10 protein-coding genes and 1 tRNA gene are annotated in these 11980 nt (G+C 70.7%); 4 read left to right on the top strand and 7 right to left on the bottom strand.

What is annotated here, in order from left to right:
* Window positions 1–7 precede the first annotated feature (7 nt).
* Complete coding sequence (locus ACYQ1K_RS21560) at window positions 8–715, bottom strand: helix-turn-helix transcriptional regulator (protein ID WP_459985357.1); 708 nt, start codon at window positions 713–715, stop codon at window positions 8–10.
* Window positions 716–1139: 424 nt separating this feature from the next.
* On the opposite strand from ACYQ1K_RS21560, the gene ACYQ1K_RS21565 reads away from it, so the two are divergent.
* Complete coding sequence (locus tag ACYQ1K_RS21565) at window positions 1140–1850, top strand: response regulator (RefSeq protein WP_459985358.1); 711 nt, start codon at window positions 1140–1142, stop codon at window positions 1848–1850.
* Window positions 1851–1899: 49 nt separating this feature from the next.
* On the opposite strand, the gene ACYQ1K_RS21570 is transcribed toward ACYQ1K_RS21565, so the two are convergent.
* On the bottom strand, window positions 1900–2739 hold the full coding sequence (locus tag ACYQ1K_RS21570; protein ID WP_459985359.1) for a helix-turn-helix transcriptional regulator: 840 nt from the start codon (window positions 2737–2739) through the stop codon (window positions 1900–1902).
* Between the two features lie 525 nt (window positions 2740–3264).
* On the opposite strand from ACYQ1K_RS21570, the gene ACYQ1K_RS21575 reads away from it, so the two are divergent.
* The 3 genes from ACYQ1K_RS21575 to ACYQ1K_RS21585 all read left to right on the top strand — a co-directional run bounded on the left by ACYQ1K_RS21575 (window position 3265) and on the right by ACYQ1K_RS21585 (window position 6873).
* Entirely contained in the window at window positions 3265–4734 is a 1470-nt protein-coding gene (locus ACYQ1K_RS21575; protein ID WP_459985360.1) for a sensor histidine kinase, read from the top strand.
* Window positions 4703–5401 (top strand): response regulator, encoded by a 699-nt coding sequence (locus ACYQ1K_RS21580; protein ID WP_459985361.1) that lies wholly within the window; start codon window positions 4703–4705, stop codon window positions 5399–5401. Before ACYQ1K_RS21575 ends, ACYQ1K_RS21580 begins: the two co-directional genes overlap by 32 nt.
* Window positions 5402–5514: 113 nt before the next feature.
* Window positions 5515–6873: an exopolysaccharide biosynthesis polyprenyl glycosylphosphotransferase gene (locus tag ACYQ1K_RS21585; protein WP_459985362.1), complete on the top strand. Its 1359-nt coding sequence runs from the start codon at window positions 5515–5517 to the stop codon at window positions 6871–6873.
* Window positions 6874–6995: 122 nt separating this feature from the next.
* Here the strand turns inward: ACYQ1K_RS21585 and pth are convergent, their stop codons facing one another.
* The 5 genes from pth to ACYQ1K_RS21610 all read right to left on the bottom strand — a co-directional run bounded on the left by pth (window position 6996) and on the right by ACYQ1K_RS21610 (window position 11972).
* Window positions 6996–7589 carry an aminoacyl-tRNA hydrolase gene (pth, locus tag ACYQ1K_RS21590; protein ID WP_459985363.1) on the bottom strand — a complete coding sequence of 198 codons (594 nt, stop codon included), beginning with the start codon at window positions 7587–7589 and terminating at the stop codon, window positions 6996–6998.
* Entirely contained in the window at window positions 7586–8230 is a 645-nt protein-coding gene (locus ACYQ1K_RS21595) for a 50S ribosomal protein L25/general stress protein Ctc (protein ID WP_459985365.1), read from the bottom strand. Before ACYQ1K_RS21595 ends, pth begins: the two co-directional genes overlap by 4 nt.
* 731 nt (window positions 8231–8961) lie before the next feature.
* The gene (locus ACYQ1K_RS21600) at window positions 8962–9942 is read right to left on the bottom strand and encodes a ribose-phosphate diphosphokinase (protein WP_459985366.1); all 981 of its coding nucleotides are present in this window, start codon (window positions 9940–9942) and stop codon (window positions 8962–8964) included.
* A gap of 43 nt (window positions 9943–9985) precedes the next feature.
* A complete protein-coding gene (glmU, locus tag ACYQ1K_RS21605; RefSeq protein WP_459985367.1) occupies window positions 9986–11491 on the bottom strand; it encodes a bifunctional UDP-N-acetylglucosamine diphosphorylase/glucosamine-1-phosphate N-acetyltransferase GlmU in 1506 nt (501 codons plus the stop codon).
* A 402-nt stretch (window positions 11492–11893) separates the two neighbouring features.
* Window positions 11894–11972: transfer RNA gene (locus tag ACYQ1K_RS21610), tRNA-Gln, on the bottom strand.
* Between the last annotated feature and the right edge of the window lie 8 nt (window positions 11973–11980).

Here is an 11980-nt window from a genome sequence, read left to right on the forward strand (position 1 = left end):
AATCCAGCTAGGCTCGCAGCTCCACCGAGTGCAGCTCCATGGACTCCATCTCCAGCAGGTCGTCGAGCGTGGCGACGGCGCCGAGCTGGGAGTTGACGTGCAGCTTGCGCAGCACGGCCTTCACCTGGCTGCGCACGGTGGCCGGTGAGACCTCGAGCAGCTGCGCGATGCGAGCGACGGGGTCGCCGGCGTACAGCATCGTGAGCACCTCGTGCTCCCGGGGCGTCAGCGACTGCACCCGCTGCTCGACGATCTCCCGGCGTTCGAGCAGGGCGCTCCACACGCCCATGAGCCGCTCGCGCTCGGCGAGTGGAGTCTCCAGGCGTCCTGCGGCGACGTCGACGACCACCTGGCAGACCTCGTTGAAGCCGGTCGTGCTGGGGAGGACCAGGGTGGCCCCCGCCTCGACCACGGCACCCCACATGGGTCCGTTCGGCACGGCGGTCAGGACGACCCACGGCAGCGGCACACGTGAGATCAGCAGGGCTGCGGCGCGCAGCCGCGGCCAGCGGTCGAGCTCGCTGATCAGCAGCCCGACGTCGTAGCCGTCCCGGCTGCCGCCGCGGCGTATCCCACCACGGGGCTCTCCGGGCCAGCGCACGACGGTGGCGGCGAAACCGCGGCTTGCCAGGCTGGCTCGGACGGCATCCGCGACCAGCGCCTGCTCAGACGCGACCGCGATGCGAAGTCGTTGTGCCGGCTGCGACCCAGACAATCCCTGTACCTGCATTCGCTCGAGGCCTCGCGGCCCGGTGATCCGAAACCCATCGTCTGGGCGTGCGACATGCGTCACGTCAGCCGCGTCTGGCATCCCCCAGTTTTAGGGAGGGGCATGCGGTGAGGCCCTCACGGCGCGCCTCCGACGCCCGATCCTCAAATTGAGGTAACGCATCCGCTTCATGCGGTATGCGGGCTCCCAATGACTACCTTCATGAGCGGGACGACGTCCTAGGACACAAGGGGAGGGGCCCTCGGGGGCACGTGTTGCTCGGCCCTGCGGTCGAGCGCCCCGGTTGAGAAGCCAACGAGGGGACCAGACAGATGTACGCGTTCAGAGCTGTGGGCACGTCTGCCCACTGGCGCATCGCCCGGCAACCTGTCGCCGCGGCGGTGTGCGTCGCCCAGCAGAGGCGCCGGGCATGACCATGACGATGCCGGTCACGCAACCGCCGAGCTCTCGGGCCCAGCTGCGGATCCTCATCGTCGAAGACCACATGCTCTTTGCGGAGTCGCTGGAGCTGGTCCTGTCCGTCGAGGGGTACGACGTACGTCGTATCCCCGTCCCGGACAACTCCGGCTCGCCGGGCACCCTGCTCTCCTCGCTCGTGCGTCTCCGACCGAGGATCGTGCTGCTCGACCTGGACTTGGGGAGGTTCGGCGACGGCGTGCGTCTCATCGCGCCGCTCGCGAAGGCCGGCGTCAACGTCGTGGTCGTCACCGCGTCCGCGGACCGCGCCCGGTGGGGCGAGGCGATCCGGTACGGCGCCCGCACGGTGCTGTCCAAGGCGCAGCCGCTCAGCAACATCCTCGCGACCGTCCGTCGGATCAACGAGGGACTGCCCGTGCTGACGCACGAGGAGCGGGAGGACCTGTTGCGCACGTGGCACCAGCAGCGCTCGGAGCTGCAGGAGCTGCTCGGCAGGCTGGCCCTGCTGACGGCCCGCGAGTCGCAGGTGCTGGGGCGCCTGATGCAGGGCCGCACCGTCCACGACATCGCCGTGCTGAGCGTGGTGTCCGAGGCCACCGTGCGCACGCAGGTGAAGTCGATCCTGGCGAAGCTGGAGGTCTCCTCCCAGCTGGCCGCCGTGGGCCTGGCGCACCAAGTGGGCTGGCACCCGCCCACACTCTGAGGTCCGGCGACCCGACGGCGGGGCGTTGGTGCCCGCCGTCGGACCGGACTCAAGGCGACATGCGTCGGTTCGGAGTCGGACGACCGGACGCTTGGTCAGCCGACACTCGTCCGGCCGACCGCTCCCGAGCCGACGACTCCGGCTGACGGGGCTTCGGCGGCCGGATCGCCGGGCGACGGTCGAGCACATCGAGCACGTCGTCGAAGACCGCGACGGCGGCGAGCTGGGAGTTGACGTCGAGCTTGCGCAGGACCGACTTGACCTGGCTGCGCACGGTGGCCGGCGAGACCTCCAGCATCTCGGCGATCTGGGCGACCGAGGATCCGGTGTACATCAGCCGCAACACCTCGCGCTCGCGCGGGGAGAGCCGCGCGAACCGCTCAGCCACGGCATCGTGATGGGCGCGCATCTCCGACCAGGCCGCCTCGAGCTCGACCCGCTCGTCGGCCGGCGTGGCGAGCTGCTCCTGCGCGACGGCGGAGAGCAGCTCGCTGATCCGGTCGAGCCGGGTCGTTCCCGGAAGCACCAGCCTTGCTCCAGCGGACAGCAGCGCGCCCCACGCAGGTCCCCGCTCCGAGGTGGTCAGGGCCACCCAGGGAACGCGGATCCGCTCGACGACCAGCATCGCGGTGCGGATCCGCGACCACCGGTCGACGTCGCTGAGGAGCAGGCCGACCTCGAGGGCGGCGTCCTTCCGCGGGATCTGACGGGGCCCCTGGGCCCGGCTCTCGCCTGGGCGAGGCTCGCCGGACCGGGCCTCGCCCGGCCATCGCACGACGAGCGCGTCGTGACCTCGGCTGGCGAGCGCCGCGCGCACCGCCTCGGCGATCAGTGCCTGGTCGGAGGCGACGAGCACCCTCAGGCGCTCCGGTGCCGGCGACGTTGCCATGAGCTCACCCGCCCGAGCCGGCCACGTTGACCCGACTGCCGACGGCCCTCCCGTCGCCCGCCATGTTCGTCGGACCGCGGCCTCCGCGGGGGGCCCGCGCCACCGCTCCCCTATATTTGGGGATGCCCGCAGGGCGGCTCCAGAGGATGCTGGAAGTCGCCACCAGCCGCTCGGAAAGGGAGCCGAAGCGTGCGAGAGGCTTGTTTGCAGCGTCTTCCTCACTTGTCCCCCAGAGGAGGGCGACGGGCCTCGCGTCAGCGTCATCTCCCCCACGGCGACGCCGGCGCCCCCCGGGCGGCTGGTGACTCGCACGGATCCTGAACTTCTCCATTCGCCTTACCTATCCCCACATTGGGGTATAGCGTCGGGGCCGGGGAGAGCGGGATTCTCGGGGTCCGCAATACCTTCGAGCGGTTCTGGAGGATTGACTGACCTGGGGGCCTGCGGTGCGCTGCGCCGCATGACCGGCGGATCGACGGGGACGAGACGCCGGTGTGACCCTCGCTGGGGGCTGGGGGCCTGAGCATGACAGCGGCACGCATACCGGGGGGGAGCTGGACCTGGCGACGCACCTGCCTGGTCCTGGGCATCGTCCTTCTTCCGGTCCTGTCGCTGAGCCTCTTCGCGACCGACAGTGACCGGCTTGCCGGCATGGCGCACTTCGACGGTGTGATCGTGTCCCCGGCGGCGCTCGTCTCCGCCATCGCCTGCTACGCGGCATGGCGGATCAACCCGCGCCCCGGCCTGGCGTGGACCGCCTTCGCCGTCACGCTCGTCGGCTGCCAGGGACTGATGCTCGCGGCCGTGCAGCTGATCCAGTTCCCTGAGCCGGTCGGCGGACTGTGGGTGCTGGCCGCCGATCTGACGGTCGCGCTCGTCGTGCTGTTCGCCGTGACCCTCGGGCACCTGGTGACCGCTCGTCCCGACCCGGCGGCGTCGGGGTTCGCACTCGGTGCCGTCGTGAGCGTCCTCCGTCTCGCGTGGCTCGACGCCAAGCCCGATCTCGGCGACCAGCTGCCGACGGCATTCGTGACCACGGTGGCGCTCGTCGCCTTCGTGGTCACGGGGATCTTCCTGCTGCGCGTGCAGTCGCTTCCACCGTGGGCGCGCCAGCGGATGGCCCTGGCGATCGTGCTGATCGGCGGGGCCCACCTCGCCCTCTATGTCGGCGACGGCACACCGGCCCACGTGGCCGCGGTCGCCGGCGACACCGTGGGGGCCGTCGCTCTGGTGAGCACCTCTCTCTCGCTCTTCTTCATCGAGGTCGAGGTCGACGAGCACAACCGGAGCACACTCAACGACGAGCTGGAGCGTGCGCAGCGTGGCATCCGGGTCCACCGCGCGCAGTTCCACGAGATCAACTCCACGGTCGCCGGCATCACCTCGGCGAGCCGTCTGCTGCGATCCTCCGGCGGTATCACCGAACAACGCCGCCGGCTCCTCGAGGACATGATCTTCGCCGAGCTCAGCCGTCTCGAGCGGCTGATGTCCCGGCCCACGGACGCGTCAGCACCACGCCTGGTCGACCTCGACGAGACGATCAGCACCCTGATCCTCTCCCAGGAGGCCCGGGGCAACAGGGTCCGCTGGTCACCGTCCGGCCTCTGCGTCAACGCACAGCCCGACGCGGTCGCCGAGGTCGTCAACATCCTCCTCGACAACGCCGCCAAGCACGGCCACTCCACGGCCGAGGTCACGATCACCGAGCAGGGCGACACGGTCGAGATCGCCATCCATGATGATGGTCCGGGGATCGACGACTCGCTGCGGCGGCGGCTCTTCGACTGGGGCGCCCGGGGCCCCCGGTCGAGCGGTCAGGGCATCGGTCTTCACATCGCGCACGAGCTCATGCAGCGACAAGGGGGATATCTGGAGATCCGCGACGGAAGGGCAGGCGGAGCGACGTTCGTGATGGGGCTGCCAGCCGGCACCATCAACCACCAGGGGGGACGAGATGGCGACGATGACACAGGCCAAGCAGCCGACCTCGCGTAGCCAGGTCCGCATCCTCATCGTCGAGGACCACGTCCTCTTCGCCGAGTCGCTCGACCTCGCCCTGTCGGTGGAGGGGTACGACGTCCACCGGATCGACGTGCCCGAGGACAGCACGTCGGCGAGCACGCTCCTGACGAACCTGCTGCGGCTGCGACCCCGGATCGTCCTCCTCGACCTCGATCTGGGCGGGTTCGGGGACGGCGTACGGCTGATCGCGCCCCTCGCCAAGGCCGGCGCGAACGTCGTCGTCGTGACGGCCTCGGCCGATCACGGCCGGTGGGGCGAGGCGCTGCGTCACGGAGCGCGGGCGACGCTGTCGAAGTCGCAGCCGCTCAACGACATCCTCGCGATCGTGCGCCGCATCAACGCGGGGCTGCCCGTGATGACCCACGAGAAGCGCGAGGAGCTGCTGCGTGCCTGGCACGAGCAGCGGCGCGAGACCCAGGGCATCCAGGAGCGGTTCGGTCAGCTCACCTCGCGCGAGGCCCAGGTGCTGGGCCACCTCATGCTGGGTCACACCGTCCACGACATCGCGACCATGAGCGTCGTCTCCGAGGCCACCGTCCGCACCCAGGTGAAGTCCATCCTCGCCAAGCTGCATGTCTCCTCCCAGCTCGCCGCCGTCGGGCTGGCCCACCAGATCGGCTGGCGCGCCCCAGCGCTGTGACCGCCCCCGACGGGGCCCGTCAGGTTCTTCCCGCATTTACGGCATGCCCCCGCACGCAGGTCCTTCCTAGGTTGGGCCATGGCCGAGTCAAAGCGGCCGTGGGAGGGGTTCGAGTGGTCACCGTCTCGACCGCGCTGTCGTCGACCGGGTCCGCCGCGCACGTGCGGGGGGTGGTCCGGGTGCGGCACAGCGCGACGGTCCTCCCGCTCTCCGGCCTGACCGCCGGCGCTGGGGTCGCCGCCGTCGCCGGCGGCATCGGCGAGCTCTCGTGGGCGATGACCGGAACCGTGCTCGCGTGGCCCGTGGCGCTGCGCGCGGTCGCCGGGCGTGCGCCCTCGGCCGGTGCGCTCGGACACCATCACCGGCGCGGGATCCTTCGCGCCGTGCTGGCGTTCGCGCTCGCGCAGTGGGTCCTCGGCGCTCGGCTCGGGCTCGACTCGGCGGCGATGCTGGTCGTCGTGGCGAGTCTCGCGGCCGTCACGCTCATGGCAGCGGTCCTGATCGAGCGCGCGCGACGGCGGGCCGACGTCCGGCCGCGGGCACTCGTCGTCGGCGATGGGGGCGACCTGCGAGTCGCGATGTCGCATGTCGCCGTGATGGCTGGCCGCGAGGTCGACGTCGTCGGCGGCTGCACGCCGGACGACCTCCCGGTCAACCTCGACCGGGAGCGCCCCGACGTCGTCCTCGCCGTGCCGAGCCCCCAGCTCTCCGGTCGAGCCCTGCAACGTCTGTCGTGGCAGCTCGAGCACGGGCCGGACGGCCACGCGCTGCCCCTCCTCCTGATGAGCGGCCTCACCGACGTCTCCGTACGCCGCTCGCGGACACTCGACCTCGACGGCCTCGGTGTGACCGAGGTGACCGCGGCGCGGCAGTCGGGCCTCGTAGGCTTCGCGAAGATCGCGTGGGAGCGCGCCGCCGCAGCACTCGCCCTGGTCTTCCTCTCCCCCGTCCTGCTGGGCCTGGCCCTGCTCGTGCGGCTCGACTCCCCCGGCCCGGCGCTCTTCCGCCAGAGCCGGGTCGGCCGCGACGGACGGCACTTCACGATGCTCAAGCTCCGCACCATGACCGCCGACGCCGAGGCCGTGCGCGACAAGCTCACCAACGAGGTCGACCAGGTGCTCTTCAAGGTGCGCCAGGACCCGAGAGTGACGCGCATCGGGAGGATCCTGCGGCGCTACTCGCTCGACGAGCTGCCCCAGCTCATCAACGTCGTGCGCGGCGAGATGTCCTTGGTCGGGCCACGCCCGGCCCTGCCGACGGAGGTCGCTGCCTATGACCATGATCCGCTGCGCCGCCTCGCCGTTCGCCCCGGCCTGACCGGCCTCTGGCAGGTCTCCGGCCGCTCGGACCTCTCCTGGCACGAGTCAGTCCGCCTCGACCTGGACTACGTGGACAACTGGTCGCTCTCACGCGACTTCTCGATCATCGGCAGGACGATGCAGGCTGTCCTCGGACATCGCGGCGCCTACTGACCCTGCGCCGAGCCTCGGGTTGTGCACCGCCGAGCCTCGGGTTGTGCACCGCCGAGCCACGGGTTGTGCACCGCCGAGCCCCGGGTTGCGCACCGCCGAGCCCCGGGTTATGCACCGCCGGGTCAGGAGTTGAAGCGTTGCTGGGTCTTCTCCAGGCCCTCGCTGACGAGGCACTCGACCGCGTCGGCGGCGGTGTCGACCTGGAACGGGAGCACCTTGCGCTCGGCCGCGGAGTAGTTCGAGAGCACGAAGTCGGCCACGTCCTGACGGCCCGGGGGGCGGCCGATGCCGACCCGCACACGGTAGAAGTCCCCCGTGCCCAGGCTGCCCCGCAGGGACTTCAGCCCGTTGTGGCCGTTGTCGCCGCCGCCGAGCTTCACGCGCATCGTGTCGAACGGGATGTCGAGCTCGTCGTGGATCACGACGAGGTGGTCGGGCGTCACCTTGTAGAACGTCGCGAGCGCCTTGACCGGGCCGCCGGTCTCGTTCATGTACGTGCGCGGCCGCCCCAGGACGAGCCGAGGGCCGCCCATGCTCAGGCGGCCCTCGACGACGTCGGCGCGGCCGGTCTTGTGGGACTTCCACTTCCCACCCAGCCGCCGGGCGAGCTCGTCGGCGACGAGATACCCGATGTTGTGACGGTGCCCGGCGTACGTCGGCCCGGGGTTGCCCAGGCCGACGACCAGCCAGACTTCGTCGGACGTGCTCGTGGTCACTCGGCCTCGGCGGCCTCGGGAGCGGCGGCCTCGGGCTCGTCGTGGACGATGCCCGCCTCGGCCTCGGCAGACTCGAGGTCGGCCTCGAGCTGCTCAGCGGTCATGGCGGCGGCCACGTTGACGACCTGGGCGTCGGTGTCCATGGCCAGGGTCACGCCCGGCGGCAGGGTGATCTCACCGGCGGTGATCATGGTGCCGGCCTCGACACCCTCGATCGAGACCTCGATCGACTCGGGCACGTGGGTGGCCTCCGCCTCGAGGGAGATCTCGGCATGCTCGAGGGTGACGAGCGTGTCCGCGACGGCCTCGCCGACCGTGACGACCGGGACGTCCACCGTGACCTTCTCGCCGGCCTTCACGGCGACGAAGTCGATGTGCTCGATCACGCGGCGGATGTGGTCCACCTGGACCTGCTTGGTCAGCGCGAGCTGGGTCTTGCCGTCGATGGAGAGTTCGAGAAGCGCGTTCTGGCCGTGGTGCTTGAGGGCCATCATGGTCTCGTGGCCGGGGAGGGTCACGTGGATGGCGTCGGAGCCGTGGCCGTAGACCACAGCCGGGATCTTGTTGTCGCGACGGATGCGGCGGGCCGCACCCTTGCCGAACTCGGTGCGCTTCTCGGCGGTGATCTTCTCGCTGGTCATGGTGTGCTCCTCGGGGAATCGGGTCAGTGGTCGGCCGCGCCCGGCCGAGAGACTCCGAGAGACACAGAACGCCGCGAGCATCAGGGCGCGCGGCGTGTGAGCCAGCCCTGTCGATCACGGAGTCACTGTGTCAGTGGGGCTCCCTCGCCGAGGCAACTGCAACAGTGTAGGGCTGTCGCAGCCGCACTCGAAAATCGCCGCCCACCCCGGCATCTTCCTGCCGCCGCGGCGCGCCCCTGCCTGGACGCAGCGCAGCGAGGGAGCCCCAGCGACCGAGCGGAGCGGAGGAAGGCAAGGGTCACGAGCGTCGCGGCCGCGCGAGCGGAGCGAGCGCCATCAACACCGCGGCGCGCCCTTGCCTGGACGCAGCGCAGCGAGGGAGCCCCAGCGACCGAGCGGAGCGGAGGAAGGCAAGGGTCACGAGCGTCGCGGCCGCGCGAGCGGAGCGAGCGCCGTCAACACCGCGGCGCGCCCTTGCCTGGACGCAGCGCAGCGAGGGAGCCCCAGCGACCGAGCGGAGCGGAGGAAGGCAAGGGTTACGAGCGTCGCGGCCGCGCGAGCGGAGCGAGCGCCGTCAACACCGCGGCGCGCCCTTGCCTGGACGCAGCGCAGCGAGGGAGCCCCAGCGACCGAGCGGAGCGGAGGAAGGCAAGGGTCACGAGCGTCGCGGCCGCGCGAGCGGAGCGAGCGCCATCAACACCGCGCCAGAGCGAGCGGAGGCGCAGATCAGATCACGCGTGTCCGTCGAACATGCTCGTGACGGAGCCGTCCTCGAAGACCTCACGGATCGCACGCGCCACCATCGGCGCGATGGAGAGCGTGGTGAGCTTGTCGAACTGCTTGTCCTCGCTCACGGGCAGGGTGTTGGTGACGATGACCTCGACGGCGGGGCTGTTCTTGAGACGGTCGACGGCGGGGTCGGACAGGATCGCGTGCGTCGCAGCGAGGATGACGCCTGCGGCGCCGTGGGCCATGATCGCCTCGGCGGCCTTCACGATCGTGCCGCCGGTGTCGATGATGTCGTCGGTCAGCACGCAGATCTTGCCGCTGACGTCGCCGACGACGCGGTTGGCGACGGTCTCGTTGGGCCGCGTGATGTCACGGGTCTTGTGGATGAACGCCAGCGGTACGCCGCCCAGGCGGGCCGACCAGCGCTCGGCCACCTTGATCCGACCTGCGTCCGGGGAGACGACGGCGAGCTCCTGGTCGCCGTACTTCTCCTTGATGTAGTCGGCGAGGATCGGCAGCGCCATCAGGTGGTCGACGGGGCCGTCGAAGTAGCCCTGCAGCTGGTCGGCGTGCAGGTCGACGCTGATGATGCGGTCGGCGCCGGCGGTCTTGAAGAGGTCGGCGATGAGACGCGCCGAGATGGGCTCACGTCCGCGGTGCTTCTTGTCCTGGCGGCTGTAGCCCCAGAACGGCATGACGACGGTGATCCGCTTGGCCGAGGCCCGCTTGAGCGCGTCGACCATGATGAGGTGCTCCATGATCCACTCGTTGATCGGAGCGGTGTGGCTCTGGATCACGAAGGCGTCGGAGCCGCGGACGGACTCCTCGTAGCGGACGTAGATCTCGGAGTTCGCGAACTCGTAGGCGCTGGTCGGGACCAGGTCGGTGCCGAGCAGGTCGGCGACCTCCTCGGCGAGCGCGGGGTGGGCCCGCCCGGTGAAGACCATCAGGTGCTTCTCGGTGGTCTTCTTCATTCCGGTCACAAGCCGCTCCTGACTCGAGGCACTGGATCCGCCGCCCGATCCGTCACGATTCTCCCTCACCGGCCGTTGTCCGCCCAACTCCGGGGTCGGCCTGGTGAGACGCCTCCCGGCCATCTGCCGTTCGCCCGTCGGCCGCCTTGGCCGCCGCCTCGGCGGCGGTCGCCTGCGCCGAGCCCGCGCGGCGACGCTGCGCCCAGCCCTCGATGATCCGCAGCGGACCGGCGCTGACGGCCAAAGCCCCGGGCGGCACGTCCTCGCGCACGACGGTCCCGCCGCCCGTGGTGGCACCGTCGCCGATGGCCACGGGCGCGACGAAGGTGTTGTTCGAGCCGGTCTTGGCGTGCGGCCCGACGACCGTGCGGTGCTTGGCGACGCCGTCGTAGTTGGCGAAGATCGTGCCGGCACCGATGTTGGCGCCTTCCCCGATCTCGGCATCGCCCACGTAGCTCAGGTGAGGCACCTTCGCGCCCTCGCCGATGTGGGCGTTCTTCGTCTCGACGAAGCCGCCGATCTTTCCTCGCGCGTCAAGCACCGTCCCAGGCCGCAGATGGGAGAACGGGCCCACCTCGGCTCCGGCGCCGATGACCGAGAGCGTCGCGTGGGTGCGAACGACGCGAGCGCCAGGACCGATCTCGCAGTCCTTGAGGGTGCAGTCAGGCCCGATCACCGCGTCCTCCTCCACCTTCGTGGCGCCGAGCAGCTGCACGCCCGGCAGCACGGTGACGTCGGCCGACAGCTCCGCGTCGGCGTCGATCCAGGTCGTTGCCGGGTCGACCACCGTCACGCCGTCACGCATCCACCGGGTCACGATGCGCCGGTTCATCACCGCCCCGAGTGCCGCAAGCTGCGCACGGTCGTTGGCCCCCTCGATCTCAGCGGGGTCCACGACGGGACGCGCACCGACGGCCAGCCCGGCCGCCCGGGCGAGCGCGACGGCGTCGGTCAAGTAGTACTCCCCCTTGGCGTTCGCGTTGTCGATCCTGCCGAGCGCATCGATGAGGAACGAGGCGTCGAATGCGAGAATCCCCGAGTTGATCTCGTCGATGCCACGTTGCTCGTCGGTGGCGTCCTTCTCCTCGACGATCGCCTCGACTCCGCCGTCGCCGCCACGGACGATCCGGCCGTACCCGAACGGGTCGGCCACGACGCCGCTCAGGATGGTCACGGCGTTGCCCGCAGCGACATGGTCGTCCAAGAGGGACCGCAGGCTCTCGGCACGCAGGAGCGGGGTATCGGCGTACGCCACCAGGACCGTGCCCCGCGCTTGCCCGAGCGCCTCGACCGCGATCCGCACCGCGTGGGCGGTGCCGAGCTGCTCCTCCTGCACGGCGACGACGCACTCGGGCATCAGGCTGTTGACGTGGGCCTCGACGAGCTCGCGCTGGTGGCCGACGACGGTGACGACGCGGGCGGGCGCGAGGGCGCGTACGGCGGCCAGCACGTGGCCGACCATGCTGCGCCCTGCGACCTCGTGGAGGACCTTGGGGGTCTTCGACTTCATGCGTGTGCCGCCGCCGGCGGCGAGGACGACGACAGTCAGCTCGCTCACGGTGCCGAGCCTACGGTGCGGCCTGCGGCCGGGTCGGCCCGCCTGCGCGGATCGGGCGCCCTGTCGTATCCGGCCGCGCCCATTCGTCGTCTGAGTAGGAGAACGACCGGACCGAACAGGAGGCACCGCCATGTGGGACACCGTCGAGGTCAGCCAGCTTCACCTCTCACACGACCTGCCGTGTCCGCGGTGCGGCCATGCAACGCACACCTACCTGGCCTGCAGCGAGACGTGCGCGTGCGAGCCGACGGTCATGCCCGGCAGCATCCCGCTGGCGGCATGACCGGGTCTCGGCCCCGGCGCGGGCGTACGACGGCGCGGCCCGTCGCTGCGTGGAAATCGGCCGACACGCCGATCGCGTCGGCGTGTCGGGCTCGAGAGACGCACCGAGCGGCCGCTGTGCTCCCCGGGTAGGAGTCGAACCTACGTCGCTAGTCCTGATTCAAAGTCAGGCGGGCCCTGCCGGCAGACCAACCGGGGATTGATTCC

Source organism: Nocardioides sp. AN3, from assembly GCF_054653495.1.

What these genes read in the sequence shown, in the direction of transcription:
- ACYQ1K_RS21565 (WP_459985358.1), top strand. Translation starts at nt 1,140, where the DNA reads ATGACCATGACGATGCCGGTCACGCAACCGCCGAGCTCTCGGGCCCAG.
- ACYQ1K_RS21570 (WP_459985359.1), bottom strand. Translation starts at nt 2,739, where the DNA reads ATGGCAACGTCGCCGGCACCGGAGCGCCTGAGGGTGCTCGTCGCCTCC.
- ACYQ1K_RS21575 (WP_459985360.1), top strand. Translation starts at nt 3,265, where the DNA reads ATGACAGCGGCACGCATACCGGGGGGGAGCTGGACCTGGCGACGCACC.
- ACYQ1K_RS21580 (WP_459985361.1), top strand. Translation starts at nt 4,703, where the DNA reads ATGACACAGGCCAAGCAGCCGACCTCGCGTAGCCAGGTCCGCATCCTC.
- ACYQ1K_RS21595 (WP_459985365.1), bottom strand. Translation starts at nt 8,230, where the DNA reads ATGACCAGCGAGAAGATCACCGCCGAGAAGCGCACCGAGTTCGGCAAG.